Genomic DNA, 20,071 nt, shown 5'->3' with positions numbered 1-20,071 from the left:
TAGTCTCTACAGACGATCCCACCCGCCCCCGCAACAGGTAGACTCGCCACAGCAGCAGCTTCACAACAATAAAAGACAGAGGTTCGAATATGGCTCGTTTGCAAAACAAGGTCGCGGTGGTCACCGGGGGCGCGTCGGGCATTGGCCTGGCCTGCGTGCGTCGCTTCAGCGCCGAGGGCGCCCAGGTGGTCGGGCTGGATGTCGGCCAGGCGCCAGCGGACTTCCCGGGCCTGTTCATGACTCTGGATGTCCGCGACGAAACCCAGGTGCAGCAGGTGATGGCCGAGGTCGTCCAGCGTTTCGGCCATATCGATGTGTTGGTCAACGCCGCCGGCGTCGCCAGCCAAGGCAGCGTCACCAGCGCCAGCACCGCCGACTGGCAGCGGGTCCTGGACATCAACCTGACCGGCAGCATGCTCACCAGCAAGCATGTGCTGGGGCAGATGCAGGCCCAGCGCAGCGGCTCGATCATCAACATCGGTTCGATCTTCGGCCTGCAGGGCTGCGACGGCAACGTCGCCTACAACGTCTCCAAGGGCGGCATCAACCAGCTGACCCGCAGCATGGCCATCGACTATGGCTACGCCAATATCCGCGTCAACGGCCTGTGCCCAGGCCTGATCGAAACGCCGATGACCAGCATGGTCCGCGAGAACCAGGCGTTCCATGATTTCTTCGCCTCGCAGCACATGCTCAGCCGCCCCGGGCAGCCGGAAGAAGTGGCCAATGTCGCGCTGTTTTTGGCCAGCGACGAGGCGTCCTTCGTCAGCGGGCAGATGATCGCCGTGGACGGTGGTTTCTCCGCCGGCCGCCGCTTCGCCCCGCCCAGCGCCTGACCGACCCGGCCGGGCCTGGCGCCCGGCCTTTCCCTTCGTCTATCGATCCTCTGCCTGAGGAGGCCACATGCCGTCCGTGGAAAACGCCCAGACCTTCCCGCAACTGTTCGCCCTGGCCGCCGAGGCCTACGGCGAGCGCCCGGCCATCGAAGACGCCGGCGATCCCATCAGCTACCAGCGCCTGGACCAGTTGCGCCGCCAGGCCGCGCGTGCCTTGCTGGCCCTGGACGTGCCGGTGGCGGCGCGGGTGGCAGTGTGGGCTCCGAACCTTTGGGAGTGGATCGTCGCGGCCGCCGCCCTGCACAGCGTCGGCGCCACCCTGGTGCCGCTGAACACCCGCATGAAAGGCGCCGAGGCCGCGCAGGTGCTGCACGACAGCGGCACCTGTGTGCTGTTCTGCATCAGCCGTTTTCTCGACACCGACTACCCTGCCCTGTTGGCCGACCAGACCTTGCCCGCGCTGCGCCAGGTGATCCACCTGCGCCCTGAGGGCGATGTCGGCCAAGGCCTGGCCTGGGAGGACTTTCTCGCCCTCGCCGAGCAGGTGCCCGACGCCTGTTTGAGCGAACGCGAACGACAGGTCACGGCCGACACCTTGTCGGACCTGCTGTTCACTTCCGGCACCTCGGGCAAGCCCAAGGGCGTGATGAGCTGCCATGGCCAGAACCTGCGCGTGGTGCGTGACTGGAGCGCAATCGTCGGTCTGCAGGCGGGCGATCGCTACCTGATCGTCAACCCGTTCTTCCATTCCTTTGGCTACAAGGCCGGCTGGGTCGCAGCGCTGATGCGCGGCTGCACCCTGCTGCCGCAGCAGGTGTTCGACACCCAGGCGCTGCTTGAATGTATCCAGCGCGAGCGCATCAACGTGCTGCCCGGGCCGCCCACGTTGTACCAGTCATTGCTGGCCCACCCCGAGCGCCAGGCGTATGACCTGGGCAGCCTGCGCATTGCCGTGACGGGCGCGGCGTCGATCCCGGTGCAGATGATCCGGCGCATGGCCAGCGAGCTGGGCTTTGCCACCATCGTCACCGCCTACGGCCTGACCGAGGCCTGTGGCTTCGTCACTATCTGCCGGGCCGGCGACAGCGCCGAGCGGGTCGCCACCACCTGTGGCCGGGCGATGCCTGATGTCGAGGTGCGCTGCGTCGATCCCCAAGGCCAGCCGGTGCCGGCCAATCAGCCGGGCGAGGTGCTGGTGCGCGGCTACAACCTGATGCGCGGCTACCTGGACGATCCGAGGGCCACCGACGAGACGATCGACGCCCAGGGCTGGCTGCATACCGGCGATGTGGGGGTGCTCGATGACGAGGGCTATCTGCGCATTACCGATCGCTTGAAGGACATGTTCATCACCGGTGGTTTCAACGTGTACCCGGCGGAGATCGAACAGACTCTGGTGCGTTATCCCGGTGTGGCCCAGGCGGCGGTGATCGGCATTGCCGACGAGCGTCTGGGCGAGGTCGCCATGGCCTTCCTGCTGCCGGTGCCGGGGCAGCGGATCGACGAAGCAGCGTTCTTGGCCTGGTGCCGGGTTCAGATGGCCAATTACAAGGTGCCACGGCGGGTCCAGGTGCTGGACAACATGCCGCTCAATGCCACCGGCAAGGTGGCCAAGCAGGTGTTGCGCGCTTGGGTCGCGGAGCCTGTTTGAGAACCACGGGGGCGCGTTGCGCCCCATCGCTCCGCTGACGCCCACAGCTACCGTGCTGCTCAGCAGGGCGAGATTCGGTTGCGCTGGCGGAGCCTGCGATGGGCCGCAACGCGGCCCCGGGATTCAGATGACCCGCGCGGGATGCTGCTGGCGGGGCTCGCCCAACATGGCGCGGTGCGACGGAGGCTGGCGGCCGTCAGCTTCGGTGATGCCGTAGCGTGGGGCGACCTCGGCGCTGATGAGGGTTTGGCCGCTGTAGTCGGCCAATTGCGGGTCATTGAGCAAGGCATGGATCAGGCGCCCGTTGAACTGCGGCGTCTCGGCGTTCTCCAGGAACGCACGGTACTGCTCACCATGCTGCTCCCCGGCAATGCGCGTGCGTTCGGTCAGCTGCGGCCCGAGCCACAGCGAGACCGCCGCCACGCCACGGCCTTCGAAGTCGATGGCCATGTCCGCCGCGAACTTGTCGCAACCGGCCTTCTGCGCGCCATACGCCGGCCCGTGCATGTAGCAACCGGCCCCGAAGGACGAGGTGAAGCACACCAACGCACGCCCGCTGCGCAGTAGCAAAGGGGCCGCGTGATAGCTGGCGACATAGGCCGAGCGCAAGCCGACGTCGAGGATGCGCACCAGCGACAGCGGTTTTTCCCAGAACGGGCCCGGCTCGATCAGCTGGTCATGGATATGGGCAACGTTGTTGACCAGCAGATCCAGCTGGCCGCATTCGCGCTCGATGCGTTCGAACAGCGCCCGCACCTGCTCATCGTCGCCATGGTCACAGGCCACGGCGATACCCCGTCCGCCCGCCGCGTCGATGGCATCGGCCGTGCCCTGCAGGTCACCCTCCAGGGCCTGGCCATAGAGCGTCGAGCCGCCCTGCCCGGCCATCCGCCCTGTGACGTACACGGTCATGCCCGCCTCACCCAGTGCCTGGGCAATACCGCGCCCGACACCGCGGCTGGCGCCTGTGACCAACGCTACCTGTGGCCTTTCGTTGTGCATGCTTACCTCCCAGTGGTGGCCAGGGTCGGTTGACCCTGGTTGTGTTCGCTATGGGCATGGATATGGTTGGCCGCCAGGTAACCGAAGGTCATGGCCGGGCCAAGGGTGGCACCGGCGCCGGGATAGGTGCGGCCCATCATCGAAGCGGCGCTGTTGCCGATGGCGTACAGCCCCAGGATCGGCCCGCCATCCTGGTGCAGCACCTGGGCGTGCGTATTGGTGAGCAAACCGCCCTTGGTGCCGATGTCGCCGGCATCCACCCGCACGGCGTAGAACGGCCCCTTGGTCAGCGGTGCAAGGCATGGGTTGGGCTGCACGCCGGGGTCGCCGTAGTAGCGGTCGAACAGCGACTCGCCCTTGCCGAAATCGTCGTCGCGGCCCTGGGCGGCCATGGCGTTGAAGCGCTGTACAGTGCGGCCCAGGCCGGTGGCATCGACGCCGATCTGCGCCGCCAGCGTGCCCAGGTCATCGGCCTTGTGCGGCACCTGGCGCAGATGCGCCGGCAATCGCCAGTCCGGCTGGGCATAGCCGGGCAGCAACGGGCCACAGGGGTACTTGCGCCGGAACTGGGCGTCGAAGACCATCCAGCACGGCACGCTGGTGGCGCCTTCGCGGTTGTTCGCGTACATGGCGTAGACAATGTCGCTGTAGGGCGCACCTTCGTTGACGAAGCGCTCACCGGCCGAGTTGACCAGGATGCAGCCAGGCAGGTTGCGCTCGACGAACAGCGCGCGCTGCTTCTCCTCGCCCGCCACCTGCACGGTCGGCGCCCACCAGCTGTGTTCCATCAGGGCCGTGCGTGCGCCAACGGCCAAGGCCGCGCGAATGCCATCACCGGTGTTGTGCGGCGGTGTGGCGCTCCAACCGGCATTGGACGGTTGCGGGTGATACTGCTCGCGCATCGCCTGGTTCCGCTCGAAACCGCCGGCGGCGATGATCACCCCTTGCCGGGCCTTGATGTTCAGCCATTGCCCGTCGCGCAGCACTCGGGCGCCGCCGATGCGCTCGCCGACGATCAACAACTGATCGAGCCGGCAATCGAGCCACAGTGGCACGCCTCGGTCGAGCAACGAGCAGCGCAAGGCGCCCACCAAGGCGTTGCCCAGGGTCAGGTAGCGGTCGCGGCGCGACAGCCTGCGGCCCTTGCGGTCGCGCCAGTAGCGCCACAGCACCTTGGCGGTCAGGCCCATCCAGCCTTTGCCTCGGCACAGCAAGACCCGCGCTTCCTTCATGGTCATGGCCATGCGCCCCATCATCAACGTACCGGGGGATGGTGCGCGCATCCGCAGGAATTCATCACCCAGCTGCGCGGCGTCGAACGGCAACGGGTCCATGGAACGGTAGCCGGGCTTGCCGCCCGGCACTTCGGGGTAGTAGTCGGTGTAGTGGGCCTGGGCTTCGAAGCGCACGCGGGTGTCGCGCTCCAGATACTGGACCATGGACCGGGCATGCTCGACGTAAGCCTCGATGCGCCCGTCGTCGACCTCGCCTTGCGTCACGGCCTTGAGGTACGCCACCGCCTCGGCGGCCGAGTCCGCCCCACCCAGCGCGGCCACGCGGTGGTTGTCGGGGATCCAGATCCCCCCGCCGGACACCGCCGAGGTGCCGCCGTACTGCTCGCTCTTCTCGATCACCAGGGTATCGAGCCCCAGGTCATGGGCTCGCAACGCGGCGGTCAGGCCGCCCGCACCCGAACCGATCACCAGTACATCGCAACATTCGTCCCACCTGATCATGCACGCACCTCCTCGGGGCAGACGCCTCCAAAGCCCGCGCCGGAAAAGGAAGAACGCGGCCTGGGCCAAGGGCTCGCTCGATTGTCTGGCGCGGTGCATGACCGGACATCGTCCGATGGGACTAGCGGGTCACCACCGATTGCGCGTAGTCCACTTGGACGATGTTGGTCCAAGGGTCCGGTCCCATAGTCGGCCCTGCTTCACCTCCCAAAACCGGAACGTCGGTCGGGCAGGCATGCCCGCGCATGAGGACGACAATGATAAAAACAACAATCGCCCCCCAACCCCTTAACACGTACGTGCGTCTGTCCCTGTTGCTGCTGGCCGGGGGCCTCGGCCAGCAGGCCAGTGCCTTGACCTTCCAGCCCAGCGATGACCTGAGCATTGATTGGGACACGACGTTGTCCTACAGCCTTGCCTGGCGTACCGAGAAGCGTGACCACAAGCTGGTGAACAACGCCGACGGCAACGACGGCGACAACGCCTTCGACCGCGGTAGCCTGATCACCGACCGGGTGGGTTTCCTCACCGAAGCCAACCTGCGCTGGCAGGAAAACTACGGCCTGTTCATGCGCGCCTCGGGCTTCTACGACAAGGCCTACGACCAGAGCAACGACAACGACACCGGTACCTCCAACTGCTTCGCCAGCGGTGTGTGCAGCAAACCGAACCAGTTCCCCAAGGACACCGTCGACCAGCACCGCGACGACCTGCGCCTGCTCGATGCCTATGCCTACGGCACCTGGGACATGGCCGGGCACAACCTCAACCTGCGCGTGGGCGACCAAGTGGTGAGCTGGGGTGAAAGCCTGTTCTACCCAGGCGTCTCGGGCGCCCAGAGCCCGGTGGATGCCACCAAGGCGACCACCCCCGGCGTCGAGGTGAAGGAAGTGCTGCTGCCGGTCGGCCAGGTGTTCGGCCAGTTCAGCCTGACCGACGACCTGGATGTGGAAGCCTACTACCAGTACAAGTGGGAAAAGACACAGTTGTTCGGCGTCGGCAGCTACTTCTCCACCACCGACTTCATCGACCGTGGCGGCTACAGCGACGCCAGCGGCTTCGTCAAGCGCCTGCCCGACGACGAGCCCAGCGACAGCGGCCAGTACGGCCTGGCCCTGCGCTACAGCGCAGCGTCGCTGAACAACACCGAGTTCGGCCTGTACTACGTGCGCTACCACGACAAGACCCCGACGCTGGACTTCCAGAGTGACCTGGGCTTCTACCGTGCGCGCTACTTCGACAACATCGACCTGTACGGCGCAAGCTTCGCCACCGTGCTCGGCGATACCAGCCTGGCCGGCGAAGTCAGCTACCGCGACGGCCAACCGGTGATGGTCGACAACGGTTTCTCCAGCGCGGTACGCGCCGAGACCTTGCAGGCCCAGGTGTCGGCCATCCACGTGTTCGGCCCCAATGCCTTCTCCGATAACACCACCCTGACCGGTGAGCTGGTCTACAACACCGTGCTCAACAACGACAAGTCCGACCCGCTGACCCTGGCCCCTGGCTTCTCGCTGCCGGGCACCGACTCGCTGGTCGGCGATCGCGATGCCTGGGGTTACACGGTGCAAGTCAACTTCGACTACAACGACGTGTTCAGTGGCTGGGACATGTCGGTGCCGATCAACTTCAGCACCGCCGCCCAGCACGACAGCGCCCTGACCGGCTCGATCAACTACGGCCAAGGCGACGACCGCGCCAGCATCGGTACCACCTGGCGCTACCTCGGCAACTTCACTGTCGAGGCCCTCTACAGCGCCTACCTGGGCAATGCCAACAACTCGCCCTGGGCCGACCGCGACAACGTTGCCCTCAACTTCAAATACCGGTTCTGAAGCCCCCGACGGAGGATCATCGACATGTCCAATCTCAAGCATCCCTGGATACGCACCACCCTCGCCGTCGCCCTGCTCGGCAGCAGCCTGGCCCTGCAGGCCAACGTCAGCGGCACCAGTGCCGCATCCCTGGGCAAGGACCTGACGCCCATGGGCGCCGAGCGCGCCGGCAACGCCGACGGCAGCATCCCGGCCTGGACCGGCAAATGGCGCGGCGCACCGCCCCAGGTGAAATTCGCCGGCCCCGGCACCCCCTACCCGGATCCCTATGCCGACGAAAAGCCGCTGTTCGTCATCACCGCGCAGAACGTGGACCAGTACGCGGCCAACCTCTCTGACGGCCAGAAAGCGTTGTTCAAGCGTTATCCCGACACTTTCAAGATGCCGGTCTACCCCAGCCACCGGGATTTTCGCGTCGATCCGGACACCGAGGCGGCCATCAGCCGCAACGCCGCCAGCGCCAAGCTCAGCAGCGACGGCAACGACGCCCTGGACGCCTTCGGTGCCTCGCCGTTCCCGGTGCCGAAGAACGGCAACGAGCTGATTCTCAACCACACCATGCAGGCCCGTGCGATCACCGAGGAGGCCAACTACAACCAGGTGGTGGTCTACGCCGATAACAACCGCGTGCTGGAGAAGGTCAACTACAAGATCTACTCGCTGTGGTCCGACCCCAAGCAGAATGCGCAAAGCACCAACGGTGTGTTCACCGACTTCCTGCTCACCACCCTGGAGCCTGTGCGCAAGAAAGGTGAGATCGTCGTCGGTCACGAGTTCATCAACGCCGCCGCCCAGCCGCGCCAGGCCTGGCAGTACACCCCTGGCCAGCGCCGCGTGCGCCGTGCGCCGACCGTGGGCTATGACTCCCCGACCGGTGCCGGTGGTTTCCGCGTGTACGACGAGGACCGCCTGTTCAACGGTGCCACCGACCGTTACGACTGGAAGATCGTCGGCAAGAAAGAGATCTACATCCCGTACAACAACTACAAGATCGACAGCCCGCAAGTCAGCCAGGCCGATATCATCAACGCCGCCGGTCACATCAACCCTGACCTGATGCGCTACGAGAAGCATCGCGTCTGGGTCTTGCAGGCCACCCTCAAACCGAGCGCGCGTCACATCTATGCCAAGCGTACCTTCTACATCGACGAGGACAGCTGGGCTGCCATCCTGGCCGACAACTACGATGCCCGTGGCCAGCTGTGGCGCACCAACATGCAGACCTCGGTGTATGCCTATGACATCCAGCGCTTCCATGCCCGTCTGGGCCTGTACCACGACCTGATCGCCGGGTCCTACATGGTCGACCGCCTGCTCGACGGCCAGACCCCGGCCAAGCTCAACGCCAGCAACTTCGGCGCTGACGAATTCACGCCAGGCAACCTGCGCAAGCTCGGCACCCGCTAAGCAGCGACCACCTCAAAGCCCCGTGTCGAAAGACCCGGGGCTTTTTGTTTTGCCTTGTGCTTTTGGGGTGGGAGGGATCAGCCGGGGTAGCAGGCGGCCAGGCGCTGGGCGAGTGCTGGCAGTTGTGCGGGGCTCAGGCGATTGATGCCCGCGGCACGCACCCGGCCGCCCCCGCTGGGGAACTGCCGGCAAAAGGCATCGGCGGACCAAAGCGCACCGTCCGGCACGCGCAGGCTGAACATCCAGTCGCCATCAGGCTTGGCGCTGAGCAGCCCCACGGCACGTCCAGGCGCGGCAGCGGCCAGGTCGTTGGCCAGCACACCGCTGACTCGCCGCGCCCAGGCCTGTTCCGGCAAGCGGAACAGGCGCATGCCCGGCCCTTCGCACCACGGCGAAAGCCCCGCGGCGGCGGCCATGTCCGCGGCGTAACCGGCCCGCAGCACGGCAAAGCTTGCGCTGTGCTGCACGAAATCCAGCGGGTCGGCATAGGGCAACAGCTCGGCGGCCAGGGCCAGCGGATCGAAGTGCAAATCAGCCACGCTGTCGCCATAAGCGTTGTAATTGAGCAATTCGCCCAACTGCGCCAGGGCCGTCAGCTCAGGTGCGCCCAGACCATGGCGTTGCGCCAGGGCCCGTGCCGGCCCGGCCATGCCATCGCCAAAGGCCGCCACCACCGCCCAGCGGTGGGCCTTGCCTTGCAGCCAGGTGTCGACCAGCAGGCTGGTACACACGTGCGCCGCCGTGTCGATGTGCGCATCGAAGGCCGGATGCTGGGGCAGTTCCCCGGCAAAGTGATGGTCGAAGTAGCGCACCTGGGCGCCGTCGGCCAGCAAACGCTGGACGTCTTCGCGGTTCTGCTCGTGACCGATGTCCAGCACCGTCACCCGCTCGCCGGGGCGGGCCTTGACCCGGCCCAACAATGCAATGTCGCGCTTGACCCCGCTGACCAGTTGCACGTTTGGGTCGAGTTCGCCCGCCAGGCGCAACTGCTGCAGGGCACACAGGCCATCGGCGTCGCCGTTGAAAGCGCAATGATCGATCATGACCGCCCCCTTCAATACATCACTTCGCCGCCATTGGCGTCGAGCTGCGCGCCGTTGATTGCGCTGGAATAGTCCGAGGCCAGAAACAGCGCCGCCCGGGCGCATTCATCATCGGTGCGCATACGCCCGCCGGGGATGCCCGCGCTGAACTCGGCCTTGACCTGCGCCTCGCTGATCCCGCGGGCCTCGGCACTCTGACGGACCACCGCCTGCACCGGCGCCCCCCACATCCAGCCGCAGGCCAGGGCATTGACGCGGATGCCATACTCGGCCTGCTCGCAGGCCAGGTACCGCACGCTGGCGGCCAGGGCCGCCTTGGACGCCGAGTAAGCCGCGCCGCCCGGGTAAGGCTTGCGCACACCGAGCGTGTTGATCATCACGATCGACCCTGCGCCCTGCTCGCGCATCGCCGGCAGCACGGCCCGGGACATGTTCAGCGAGCCCAGCAGGTTGACCTCCAGCGCCTCGCGCAGCGGCGCGTTGTCGGCCTCTTCCACGGCCTGGAAACCGCCGTGGGAGAACGCGCTGTTGACCAAGGCATCGATGCGCCCGAAGGCCTGCAGGGTGGCTTCGGCAAACCGGGTGCAGGCCTCGGGCTGGGTGATGTCGGTGGGCACGCACAGCACGTCGCAAGCGTGGCCCAGGGCGAGAATGCGGGCGCGGGCGTCGGCCAGCCGCTCGGCGCTGCGAGCCCCGATGGCCAGGGCGCGCGCACCTTCGCGCGCGGCCTCCAGGGCCAGCTTGATACCCAGGCCCGGGCCGATGCCGGAGATCATCACGACTTTGTCGTTCAACAGCATGGAGTGTTCCTTCTTCTGGTTGTGAGGGTGTCAGGCACGGGCGCGCAGGTGGCGGCTGCGGTATTGGGCATAGTCGCGCTGCAAGATGGCCTCGGTAAGGCCGAAGCGCTCGGGGGTGTAGTGGTGGCTGGCGCGCTTCTCGCGGCCGTTGTCGGCCAGCCAACGCACGATGGCTTCGCGCACCGCGTCGCTCAGGTCCAGGCCGGCGAACGCGTAGATACGCTCGACCACCGCCAATGGCTGGCCAAGGGTGTCTTCGAAATGCACATCCAGCACACGCCCTGCGGGCAGCAGCTCGCGCACGGCCATGGCATGACGAAGGGCACGGGCCATGCGGCGGTTCCACTGCTCGCCGACGGCCTCGGCATCGGCCTGGTCGCTGTACAGCTGCCACAGGGTATGGATGAAGCTCGCCAGCGACGGGATGGTGCTGGCAGGCTCGCGGTGGGTGAGGATCACCTGTGCGCCTGGGAAGACCTTGATCAACAGCTCCAGGGTATGCAGGTGCTGGGGGCTCTTGAGCAGCCAGCGACGGCCCGGTGCGATACCGCGCAAGCCCTGCTGCCATTGCAGGAACTGCAAGCAACGCTTGAGGTAGTGGTAGACCTCGGTCTGGTCCTGGCGATCGAGCCAGGCGGTGTAGCTGGGCACATTGACATAGGAGTCCATGGCGCAGAGGAAGCTGTGCTCCATCAACATGAACTCTTCATCGGCCTGCTCGGCATCGAGGGGGTGGATGGCCAGCAACTGCGGCAGGTGCTCGACCATTGCCGCGACCTCTGCGCGGGCGCGCTGGATGCGCGCCTCGGGCTGGGCCGGGTCTTCGCCGGGCAGGGGCGCCGGATAGCGGGTTTCCCACCAATGGGCCTTGCTGAACTGCGGATCGACCGCCAGGGTGCGCTGCAACAAGGTGGTGCCGGTGCGCGGCAGGCCGACGATCACCAGTGGGTCGTCGACAGGTTGCGCCAGGATTTCGGGGAAGCGCTTGCAGTGCTCCTCCACCACCAAGCGGTTGGCCAGTTGCGCCACCAACTTTTCGCGCAGCATGCCGCGCCCGGCGGACGACAACCGGGCCTCCAGCTCCAGCGCCTGGGCCAGTACTGCCAGGGCCTCTCGGTAGTTACCGGGGCCGAAATCCTGCAGGCCGCCGGTCCGGGCGCTGGCCTCGGCCAGCAGGCGGTCTGGGGCGAATTCACTGTTGATCATCAGACGAGCTCCTCAAGGGCATGCAACTTCACGACGCGGGTGCTGGGGTGAACAGGGGATTTCGCGCCGACCCAGCGCAGGCACAGGGTGCCGTGGGGGTGACCGGCGGTGTGCAGCCAGTTGGCCAAGCCCGGGTCACGGGCGCTGAGCACCATGCGCAGGCCACCGTTGTCATCCAACTGGGCCGAGTGTTTGTTCAGGCAGATGCGGTGGTAGCGGTAGTCCAGGGATTCCATCCAGTAGTTGTTGATCTGCAAGTTCCAGAAATCGCACGCCGGTACGTGGTCGACCTCGATCAGCAACGCCTCGTCGTCAGCCAGCGCCCAGTACGAGTGGTAGTAGAAGATGTTCGGGTCGCCCCCCACCGACTGGCACAGCGCCTGGTCGGCCGGCGGCAGCTCATTGGTGTGGGCCTGGTAGCCCTGGGCCCAGTCGGCGAACAGCCGTGCGGTGTTCTCCACGAACGAGGCGGCGCGCTGCAGGCCTTGCTGCAGGAAGGCAGGGTCCAGCGGCGCGGGCACCTGGTCGGCGTCCAGGCGCTCGATGTGCAGCCGTGCAGGCTGCTCGGTGGCGCGGTCGAGGAAGGTCTGGCGCACGATCAGCGCGTTACTCTCCGGCTCCAGGCGCAACCAGTTGCCGCTGGCCTGCGGGTACTGGCTGAGGATGATTTCGAAGTTGCCGTGGGCATCGAGCTCAAGCTGGCTGGCGTCGATGAAGCCGGTCTGGATCATCTTGCCGTCGGTCTCGTAACCGCCTTTTTGTGTGCCGAAGCTCAAGTAGGCGACACTGCCGCGCTGGCCGCTGACGCGGTAGCGCTGGGCGCCATTGAGGCGGGCGTAGCGGTACAGGTTGTCGGGGTTGTCGGCGCCGATCTTGGCGGTTTCATGGGAGGGTGTGATGAAGCCTGGGAAGTCCGGGTCGGCGAACTCCAGGTGCATCTCCAGGGCGATGCGCAGCAGGCGCGTGAGGTAGCGAAAGCCTTCGGCGCGGGTCTGCGCATCGGCCGGCGCCTCGGCGCGCAGGATCTGCTCGCCGCTGCGCCTTAGCTGTTCGCAGAACCGGTTCCAGGTTTCACCGCTGCACACCTGCTGCTCGGTTGGGTCGTTAACCATGAGGGTCTCCTTGGGGGGCGGAATGCCGCGGGTTGGGAGACCATAGGAATTGCGACCCTCGGAGTACTACGTCCGAGCGGACTAACAGCACGTGCGCTTCCGGTGACACAATGCAGTTGCGTTGGCTGATGAATGTGGAAAACGCAGATGTCCTTAACGTAGTGGGATCGTTGCTGTTTTGACAACGGACCGCCCCTCGTAATGCCTAACTTTGGCTTTTAATTGGTCCGCTTTGAAGAAGCCGCCCGGCTTTGTTTGAAGCGATTCAATTGTGGGCGAAAGCAGAAGGCTCTGATACTTAATCCTCCACTCACCTTCCTCGTATTTCATAAAAGCAGTAGCCGTCACGTTCTCGACCACCTTTCCGTCTGCAGTGACGTGGAAACCATAATCTGTAAATTCCATGGCTCCCAGCATTCCTATACCATGCTCAGCCTCATCCAAATCATTATATTGTGCGTCTTCTTTGCTGCCCTCTACATGTCGAACACGTAAGGTCTCTTCGCTCATTTTGTCCACAACAAGCGAACATCCACTGAAACCGGGTGTAAACAGGAGCTCAGGTTCACCCTGTCGAGGATGAGCGGCAATATCGACATATCCGCCTTGCGGCGCCCAATAGGCATAGTGCATTTCTGGGCTTCTCTGGGATGTCATTGTCTTCGTGTGGACTATTTGCAAGGCGTTAACGCTTTTATCTTCAGCGAGCGGCAAATGAAGTGCGTTGAACGCGAGGATCCCTCCTCCGTTTTGGTTCGTTACGATTTCCGCCGTTGCACTGTCAGAACGCACTTTGTTCGGGACGAAAAGATCCGTCAGCAAGGGGACACTTCTCAGCACCGCGTCGTCTATAACCTTATCCGTGCTCACAGGCTCCGCTGTTATATGGACCGTGGCAGGCTGGCTTCTAGTAAACCCCAACACAGAGCCTGGTACTTTCCGTTGCTCCCCTGTTTTTAATCTTGCCGCTTTGCGAGCACTGTCCAAGTGACGTGTTTCGCCGTTGAGCCCCTTTTCATCCACAAGCGTCACCGGGTTGTTCCTGACCATAAGATAGAGGTTCAGTCCATCCACCGTCCCCGCCGGATCAGCGCTGAGCCAGCGGCCCACCCACGGCTGGTAGTAGCGATACCCGTAGTAATACAGCCCCGTCGCGTCGCGTTCCTTGCCCGAATAGCGCACGGTTTTGTAACGCGCCTCCACCGCATTGCGAGCGGCCCAGAGGGCGGTGCCGCCATAGGGGTAATACTCTTCGTGGCTGATCAGTTCCCCTGTGCCATCGACTTCGAGTGCACTGCTGCCCGTCTGGTCGTCGTAGCTATAGCGCAACTGATCGTTGGCGATGTCGGTGGGTTTACCGGCTACCCAGTGCAACACCCGCACCTGCGCGCGGCCCGCTTCGCCCACGGCGATGACCTGCACGTCTTCCGTGACCTTGCCGCTGCTCAGCGTGCGCCTCAGCTCCAGGCCGGGCTGGTAGAGGATGTTCTTGGTCTGTGTGGTGCGGGCCGCCTGCTGGGTGCTGGTTTTCAGCACACGCTGGCTGGCGTTGTCGTAGCGGTAGCGTTCGTGGTCATCCGCGCCGCTGTCGCGCTTGACGGGGGTGACCTGTGCGAGCTCTCCACGCGGTGTCCAGGCCAGGGACTGGCCCGGCAGCAACAGCCGCTGCTGCCCCCCGGCGTTAAACAGCGTCTCCACGTCGGTCGGATCCTTGGCCAGCGAGCTCAGCACCGCCCGGTTGCTGCGTTTGCTCACGGTGATGTCGGTGGTGTAGCTGTTGCCGCTGGCCGGCGCGCTGTGGCGGATCTGGGCCAGGTTGCCTGCCCTGTCGTAGGTGTAGGTACGGGTGTAGCGGGTGTAGGTGGCGTCATCGCATGCGATGAGCGCGGGATGGTCGCGGTCCTGCCCTTTCCGCCGCGCATCGGCCATCTCGCGCCCCGTTGCGCTGACCAGTTGATAGAGGCTGTCGTACGCGTAGGTGTTTTCCGGGACCACCTTCTGGTTGCGCCAGAAGCGCGTGGCTTCGGCGTCGTTACGCACGCTCAACACGTTGCCCACCGGGTCGTAGGCGTAGCGCAGATCCTGCAGCACTTTCGCCCCACTGCCCTGACGCTCGGTCTTGATGGAGGCCAGGCGCTGGGTCTTGGGCTCGTAGGTATAGGTCGTCACCACCCCGTTGCCATGTTCCTCGCGCAGCTTCTGGCCGGCAGCAGAGTAATGGAGGGATTTGACGATCACCTGTTCGGTGCCGCCCTTGAGCGTGAGCCAGCTGCCAGCCAATTGGCCGGCCACGTCATAGCACAGACGTTGCTTATGGCCTGCGGCATCCTGGGTGCTCAGCACTGCCCCAGTGGCATCGGTGGTGGTCTGGGTGGTGTACGCGTCGGGCTCGAGCCCCGCGTCGTCCTCGCCCTGCCAGTCGACGAGGGTGTCAGGGCTGTCGGCATTCTTGAGCAGTTGTCGGGTGACCGACTGAGACACGCCGGTCAGGGCAATGCGCTCGGTCCTCACCAGCCCGGCGGTGTCGTAGTGCCGAATGCACTGGCCGGCGAGGTTATGTGCCTGGGCCTCTGGTGTCGGATCGGCCCAAAGAAGGCGTTCGATGACGCGCGCCGGCGCACCGGCCACCTGCTCCGTCACGTACAGTGGGCGGCCCGGCAGCGAGGCGTCCTCGTACTGCCAGGTGCGGGTCACGGGCGGGTCGTCCTTGTCGGCGCTGATGTTGTGCAGCGTCAGGCACGGCCTACCGGCGACATCGCTCAGGGCCAGTGATGTTCCGGCATCGACGCTTTGCGTGCGCAAGACCTCGCCGGCCAGGCTCGTCAGGTAGGTGAAGTTGGCCAGCCCGGCCTCGTGCAGGCGCGGATCGGTGCTCTGGGTCAGAAAGCCGCGGGCATCGCGGCGATGGTAGGTGATACGCGTATCCGTCACCTGTGGGGTATCGGGGTGGCGATGATAGGCGATGCTGCGTACAGGTAAGCCGCGATTGTCCGACACCGTGACGGTGGGTGTGTTGCTGAATAGGGAAATGTTCAAGACTTGCTCCTTCAGTCATTACGAGATAACCCGCCCCTTTTCAGCATCCTAAGCACCCCCACACGCGGTGAAAGCTCAGCGATCTAACAGCCTTGTGGCTTGCCCCCTTCTCTCCGGGCGCCTGTTCCCTACAGCGGATTCCACCGAGCCTCCGGTGCGCGTGTCGTGTCGCCAGGCTTGGAGATGTTCGCGCCGATAACATACCCATTGGCAGCGACACTGACGGCAACCCGCACCAATCTTCCCCCGTACTGGATCTGGTAGACCGGACGGTTCTGCCCTTGCGTAGCGACGTGCCTGCCCGTTGTCACTGCGCTGATCACCAATTCTCTGATTTGCGCATTGCTGTAGGCCCCGACTTTATGGAAGTCGTCTAGGTGCTTGCCCACAACGTGATACATCCCGCCCTTCATCCCGGTATTCTGGATGTACACGTACAGCCCGGTCTCCTTGTCGCGCCCTACAGCCTCGATTTCATGGATGCTCTTGGCGCCTTGCGCGCGCAACACCCGCTTGAGTTTTTCACCTGGCTCACCGTTGATGATGAGGCCGGCGCCATGGTCGAAACGCTCCTTCCTGGCCTGCCAAGCTGCGGCCGTTCTTGCTTTTTCCACCTCCTTAGCCGTCGCCATGCCAGAAAAATCCTGAGACGGCAATCTTGGCGAAGTTGCCGCTCTTGGCCTTGGTTCCTCAGGCGTGTGTGCTTGCGCAGTGGGAGGCGACGAGAACAATGATCGCCCGTGCGCCCTGCCCCAGGCTGAAGGTGGATTACCGTTGGATGGCATGTGCATCACTCCTTGTTCAGTAGCGTGGGATTGTTCCTAACTTTCGATCAGAGTTCTGCACGCGCACTGCTTCACAGCAGGCGGATTTTGCCGCCACTCATACGGAACAATGCCTAGCTCCAAGTAGGATTACCTCACTCTGCCTCCTCGTCCAAACGGACGAGGAGCTCCCCGTCGCAACGGGCGACGATCCCCCGTTGGGCCATCTGGCTCTCCCGCGCCCAGCCGGGCTTGGGCCATCCAACGAGGACACCTTGATGACAACAGAAAAAAACCTGGTTCGCTCCGTCACCGTGGATATCGCCGCCCCTGCAGAGCTGGTCTGGTCGATCCTAATCGATCTGCCCCGCTATCCCCAGTGGAACCCGTACACGATCAAGGTCGAGTCCACCTTGCGCCTGGGCGAGCCGGTCAATCTGTACCTGCCTGATCCCACGCAGCCCGGTGAGCTGATCCACGTGACCGAGCAGTTGGCCGACTTCGAACCGTACCGCCTGCTGGCCTGGGAGATGCACGCCAGCGCCAGCAACCCCGACGCCGCCCGCCGCGAGCAGGTGATCGAACGTACCGGCCCGGACAGCTGCCGCTACCACACCACCGACCAGTTCCTGGGGCTCACCGCCGACACGGTCATGGCCAACCATGGTCCCTGGGTCAAGCAGGGCTTCGATGCCGTGGCCCTGGCGGTGAAGGCCCGCGCCGAGTCGCTGCGCGCTGCTGCTGGGTGATCTCCATGCCCCCGGCGCACTTCGTCCGAGCAGACGAAGAGGCGCCGGGGGCGCATTGCCTACCTTGGCGTCAACCGGGCTCAAGCCCGGACGATCACGAGGAGGTATCCGATGTTGACTCATCTGCAATGGCTGGAAGCCGAGAGCATCCAGATCATCCGCGAAGTGGTGGCCGAGTGTGAAAACCCGGTGATGCTTTACTCCATCGGCAAGGACAGCGCGGTGATGCTGCACCTGGCGATGAAGGCCTTCGCTCCGGGCAGACCGCCCTTCCCGCTGCTGCACGTGGACACCACCTGGAAGTTTCGCGAAATGATCGCCTTCCGCGACCAGACCGCCAAGCGCCTGGGCCTGGAACTGCTGGTGCACATCAACCCCGAGGGCGTGGAAAAGGCCATTGACCCTTTCACCCACGGCTCGGCGCTGCACACCGATGTGTGGAAGACCCAGGGCCTCAAGCAGGCGCTGGACAAGCACGGTTTCGACGCAGCCTTTGGCGGCGCGCGGCGCGACGAGGAAAAGTCCCGGGCCAAGGAGCGGGTGTTCTCGCTGCGCTCCGAGCAGCACCGCTGGGACCCCAAGCAGCAGCGCCCGGAGCTTTGGCGTCTGTACAACACGCGCAAACGCAAGGGCGAGAGCCTGCGGGTGTTCCCGCTGTCGAACTGGACCGAGCTGGATATCTGGCAATACATCTATCTCGAGCAGATCCCCATCGTGCCGCTGTACTTCGCCAAGGAGCGCCCGGTGGTGGAGCGCGATGGCACCCTGATCATGGTCGACGACCACCGCCTGCCGCTGCGTGACGGCGAGACCCCGCAGATGCGCAAGGTGCGCTTTCGCACCCTGGGGTGCTACCCGCTTACCGGTGCCATCGACAGCGACGCCGACGACCTGCCGGCGATCATCAGCGAGATGCTGGTCAGCCGCACCTCGGAACGCCAAGGCCGCCTGATCGACAGCGATTCGGCCGGCTCCATGGAGAAGAAAAAACAAGAGGGGTACTTCTGATGAACGCCATCACCCAGCACGACGAACTCACCCCGTACCTGCAGGTGCAACAGCATAAGCAACTGCTGCGCTTCATCACCTGTGGCAGTGTCGACGACGGCAAAAGCACCCTGATCGGGCGCCTGCTGTACGAGTCCAAGGTGTTGTTCGAAGACCAGCTCGGCCAGCTCGAAGCCGACTCGAAAAAGCTCGGCACCCAAGGCGAGGAGCTGGACTTCGCCCTGCTGGTGGACGGCCTGGCCGCCGAGCGTGAGCAAGGCATCACCATCGATGTGGCGTACCGCTTCTTCGCTACCGACAAACGCAAGTTCATCGTCGCCGACACCCCCGGCCATGAGCAGTACACCCGCAACATGGTTACCGGCGCGTCCACCGCGGACCTGGCGGTGATCCTGGTGGATGCCCGCCAAGGCTTGCTGACCCAGACCCGCCGCCACAGCTACCTGGTGTCGCTGCTGGGTATCGGCAAAGTGGTGCTGGCGATCAACAAACTCGACCTGATGGATTACGCCCAGGCGGTGTTCGAGCGCATCGAGGCCGAGTACCGCGCCTTCGCCGCGCAGATCGGCCTGCATGATATCCAGTGCATCCCGCTGTCGGCGCTGCGCGGCGACAACATGCTCAGCCCCAGCCCGAATACCCCGTGGTACACAGGCCCGAGCCTGCTGGCGTATCTGGAAGAGGTGCCCCTGGAGCAGGCCCGCGCCAGCGAAGCGGCGTTTCGCCTGCCAGTGCAATGGGTCAACCGGCCGAACCTTGATTTTCGCGGCTACTGCGGCAACGTCGCCGCTGGCAGCGTGAGCGTCGGCGAGCGCATCCGCGTACTGCCTTCAGGCCAGCAGAGCGAGGTCACGCAAATCCTCGGCCCCAACGGCCCGCAACAACAGGCCGAATGCGGCCAAGCTGTGACCTTGGTGCTCAAGGACGAGATCGACATCAGCCGCGGCGACCTGATCGCCCTGGCCGACGCCCCGCCTGCGGTGGCCGACCAGTTCGAGGCCACCCTGGTGTGGATGGACGAAGACGCCCTGCTGCCCGGGCGCCCCTACCTGATGAAGATCGGCTGCCGCACCGTAGGCATGAGCTGCGCCAATCTCAAGCACCGGGTCGATGTGAACAGCCTTGAGCAACTCGCGGCCAAGACCCTGGAGCTCAACGGCATCGGCGTGTGCAACCTGCACTTGGACCGGCCGATCCCGTTCGATGCCTATGCCGACAACCGCGACACCGGCGGCTTCATCGTCATCGACCGCCTGAGCAACCGCACGGTGGGCGCCGGCATGTTGCACTTTGCCCTGCGCCGCGCGCAGAACGTGCATTGGCAAGCCATCGACGTCAACCGCGAGGCCCACGCCGCGCTCAAGGGCCAGAGCCCGCGGGTGCTGTGGTTCACCGGGTTGTCGGGGGCAGGTAAATCGACCATCGCCAACCTGGTGGAACGCAAGCTGCACGCCCTGGGCCGGCACACCTACCTGCTCGACGGCGACAACGTACGCCACGGTCTGAACCGCGACCTGGGCTTCACCGAGGCGGACCGGGTGGAGAACATCCGCCGCGTGGCCGAGGTGGCCAAGCTGATGCTCGATGCCGGGTTGATCACCCTGGTCTCGTTCATCTCGCCGTTTCGCGCCGAGCGCGACATGGCCCGCAGCCTTGCCGGGGATGGCAACTTCCTGGAGATCTACATCGACGCCCCACTGGCCCTGGCCGAACAGCGCGACCCCAAGGGGCTGTACCAGAAAGCCCGGCGGGGCGAGCTGAAGAACTTCACCGGCATCGACTCGCCCTACGAGCCACCGGTGACCCCGGAGCTGCACATCGACACCCAACGCGAATCGGCCGAAGCCGCCGCCGAGCGCATCGTCGAAGCCTTGCTCAGGCTATGA

General features: G+C 64.9%; 15 protein-coding genes. 7 read left to right on the top strand and 8 right to left on the bottom strand.

Annotation, left to right across the window (positions count from 1 at the left end; translation table 11 throughout):
* The first annotated feature begins 89 nt into the window (after positions 1-89).
* Both AB1N67_RS09755 and AB1N67_RS09750 read left to right on the top strand, forming a co-directional pair.
* Positions 90-836, top strand: a complete 747-nt coding sequence (locus AB1N67_RS09755) for an SDR family NAD(P)-dependent oxidoreductase (protein ID WP_043215143.1) — start codon at positions 90-92, stop codon at positions 834-836.
* Positions 837-903: 67 nt separating this feature from the next.
* Positions 904-2,487 (top strand): FadD3 family acyl-CoA ligase, encoded by a 1,584-nt coding sequence (locus tag AB1N67_RS09750; RefSeq protein WP_182818638.1) that lies wholly within the window; start codon positions 904-906, stop codon positions 2,485-2,487.
* A gap of 123 nt (positions 2,488-2,610) precedes the next feature.
* Here AB1N67_RS09750 and AB1N67_RS09745 read toward each other — a convergent pair whose 3' ends face one another.
* Both AB1N67_RS09745 and AB1N67_RS09740 read right to left on the bottom strand, forming a co-directional pair.
* Complete coding sequence (locus tag AB1N67_RS09745) at positions 2,611-3,489, bottom strand: SDR family NAD(P)-dependent oxidoreductase (protein ID WP_090345687.1); 879 nt, start codon at positions 3,487-3,489, stop codon at positions 2,611-2,613.
* Positions 3,490-3,491: 2 nt separating this feature from the next.
* A complete protein-coding gene (locus AB1N67_RS09740) occupies positions 3,492-5,225 on the bottom strand; it encodes an FAD-dependent oxidoreductase (protein ID WP_367863754.1) in 1,734 nt (577 codons plus the stop codon).
* Between the two features lie 257 nt (positions 5,226-5,482).
* Between AB1N67_RS09740 and AB1N67_RS09735 the strand changes: the two genes are divergently transcribed.
* Together AB1N67_RS09735 and AB1N67_RS09730 are read left to right on the top strand one after the other, a co-directional pair.
* The gene (locus AB1N67_RS09735; RefSeq protein WP_102082467.1) at positions 5,483-7,060 is read left to right on the top strand and encodes a DUF1302 domain-containing protein; all 1,578 of its coding nucleotides are present in this window, start codon (positions 5,483-5,485) and stop codon (positions 7,058-7,060) included.
* Between the two features lie 24 nt (positions 7,061-7,084).
* Positions 7,085-8,467, top strand: coding sequence for a DUF1329 domain-containing protein (locus AB1N67_RS09730; RefSeq protein ID WP_367863753.1), 1,383 nt, complete (start codon positions 7,085-7,087; stop codon positions 8,465-8,467).
* A gap of 77 nt (positions 8,468-8,544) precedes the next feature.
* On the opposite strand, the gene AB1N67_RS09725 is transcribed toward AB1N67_RS09730, so the two are convergent.
* The 6 genes from AB1N67_RS09725 to AB1N67_RS09700 form a co-directional block, all read right to left on the bottom strand.
* Positions 8,545-9,510 carry a hypothetical protein gene (locus AB1N67_RS09725; protein WP_043215155.1) on the bottom strand — a complete coding sequence of 322 codons (966 nt, stop codon included), beginning with the start codon at positions 9,508-9,510 and terminating at the stop codon, positions 8,545-8,547.
* Between the two features lie 11 nt (positions 9,511-9,521).
* A complete protein-coding gene (locus AB1N67_RS09720; RefSeq protein WP_367863752.1) occupies positions 9,522-10,310 on the bottom strand; it encodes an SDR family oxidoreductase in 789 nt (262 codons plus the stop codon).
* 30 nt (positions 10,311-10,340) lie between these two features.
* Positions 10,341-11,516, bottom strand: coding sequence for a sulfotransferase (locus tag AB1N67_RS09715; protein WP_367863751.1), 1,176 nt, complete (start codon positions 11,514-11,516; stop codon positions 10,341-10,343).
* A complete protein-coding gene (locus AB1N67_RS09710) occupies positions 11,516-12,628 on the bottom strand; it encodes a DUF1214 domain-containing protein (RefSeq protein WP_367863750.1) in 1,113 nt (370 codons plus the stop codon). The genes AB1N67_RS09715 and AB1N67_RS09710 overlap by 1 nt, the downstream gene beginning before the upstream one ends.
* A gap of 153 nt (positions 12,629-12,781) precedes the next feature.
* Positions 12,782-15,664 (bottom strand): RHS repeat-associated core domain-containing protein, encoded by a 2,883-nt coding sequence (locus tag AB1N67_RS09705; RefSeq protein WP_367863749.1) that lies wholly within the window; start codon positions 15,662-15,664, stop codon positions 12,782-12,784.
* Between the two features lie 128 nt (positions 15,665-15,792).
* Positions 15,793-16,296, bottom strand: coding sequence for a hypothetical protein (locus AB1N67_RS09700; RefSeq protein WP_367863748.1), 504 nt, complete (start codon positions 16,294-16,296; stop codon positions 15,793-15,795).
* A 410-nt stretch (positions 16,297-16,706) separates the two neighbouring features.
* Here AB1N67_RS09700 and AB1N67_RS09695 point away from each other — a divergent pair, with 410 nt between their 5' ends.
* The 3 genes from AB1N67_RS09695 to cysN all read left to right on the top strand — a co-directional run bounded on the left by AB1N67_RS09695 (position 16,707) and on the right by cysN (position 20,071).
* Complete coding sequence (locus AB1N67_RS09695; protein WP_367863747.1) at positions 16,707-17,177, top strand: SRPBCC domain-containing protein; 471 nt, start codon at positions 16,707-16,709, stop codon at positions 17,175-17,177.
* A gap of 93 nt (positions 17,178-17,270) precedes the next feature.
* A complete protein-coding gene (gene cysD / locus AB1N67_RS09690) occupies positions 17,271-18,185 on the top strand; it encodes a sulfate adenylyltransferase subunit CysD (RefSeq protein ID WP_256664336.1) in 915 nt (304 codons plus the stop codon).
* A complete protein-coding gene (cysN, locus tag AB1N67_RS09685) occupies positions 18,185-20,071 on the top strand; it encodes a sulfate adenylyltransferase subunit CysN (RefSeq protein ID WP_367863746.1) in 1,887 nt (628 codons plus the stop codon). Before cysD ends, cysN begins: the two co-directional genes overlap by 1 nt.

Source organism: Pseudomonas guariconensis (assembly GCF_040822035.1).
In the GTDB taxonomy this organism is placed as follows: Bacteria; Pseudomonadota; Gammaproteobacteria; order Pseudomonadales; family Pseudomonadaceae; genus Aquipseudomonas; species Aquipseudomonas guariconensis.
This window is presented reverse-complemented; position numbering and strand designations above follow the sequence as displayed.

Coding starts and splice junctions, on each gene's coding strand:
- AB1N67_RS09735 (WP_102082467.1), top strand. CDS start 5,483: ATGATAAAAACAACAATCGCCCCCCAACCCCTTAACACGTACGTGCGT.
- AB1N67_RS09730 (WP_367863753.1), top strand. CDS start 7,085: ATGTCCAATCTCAAGCATCCCTGGATACGCACCACCCTCGCCGTCGCC.
- AB1N67_RS09725 (WP_043215155.1), bottom strand. CDS start 9,510: ATGATCGATCATTGCGCTTTCAACGGCGACGCCGATGGCCTGTGTGCC.
- AB1N67_RS09710 (WP_367863750.1), bottom strand. CDS start 12,628: ATGGTTAACGACCCAACCGAGCAGCAGGTGTGCAGCGGTGAAACCTGG.
- AB1N67_RS09745 (WP_090345687.1), bottom strand. CDS start 3,489: ATGCACAACGAAAGGCCACAGGTAGCGTTGGTCACAGGCGCCAGCCGC.
- AB1N67_RS09715 (WP_367863751.1), bottom strand. CDS start 11,516: ATGATCAACAGTGAATTCGCCCCAGACCGCCTGCTGGCCGAGGCCAGC.
- cysN (WP_367863746.1), top strand. CDS start 18,185: ATGAACGCCATCACCCAGCACGACGAACTCACCCCGTACCTGCAGGTG.
- AB1N67_RS09750 (WP_182818638.1), top strand. CDS start 904: ATGCCGTCCGTGGAAAACGCCCAGACCTTCCCGCAACTGTTCGCCCTG.
- AB1N67_RS09755 (WP_043215143.1), top strand. CDS start 90: ATGGCTCGTTTGCAAAACAAGGTCGCGGTGGTCACCGGGGGCGCGTCG.
- AB1N67_RS09720 (WP_367863752.1), bottom strand. CDS start 10,310: ATGCTGTTGAACGACAAAGTCGTGATGATCTCCGGCATCGGCCCGGGC.
- AB1N67_RS09700 (WP_367863748.1), bottom strand. CDS start 16,296: ATGGCGACGGCTAAGGAGGTGGAAAAAGCAAGAACGGCCGCAGCTTGG.
- AB1N67_RS09740 (WP_367863754.1), bottom strand. CDS start 5,225: ATGATCAGGTGGGACGAATGTTGCGATGTACTGGTGATCGGTTCGGGT.
- AB1N67_RS09695 (WP_367863747.1), top strand. CDS start 16,707: ATGACAACAGAAAAAAACCTGGTTCGCTCCGTCACCGTGGATATCGCC.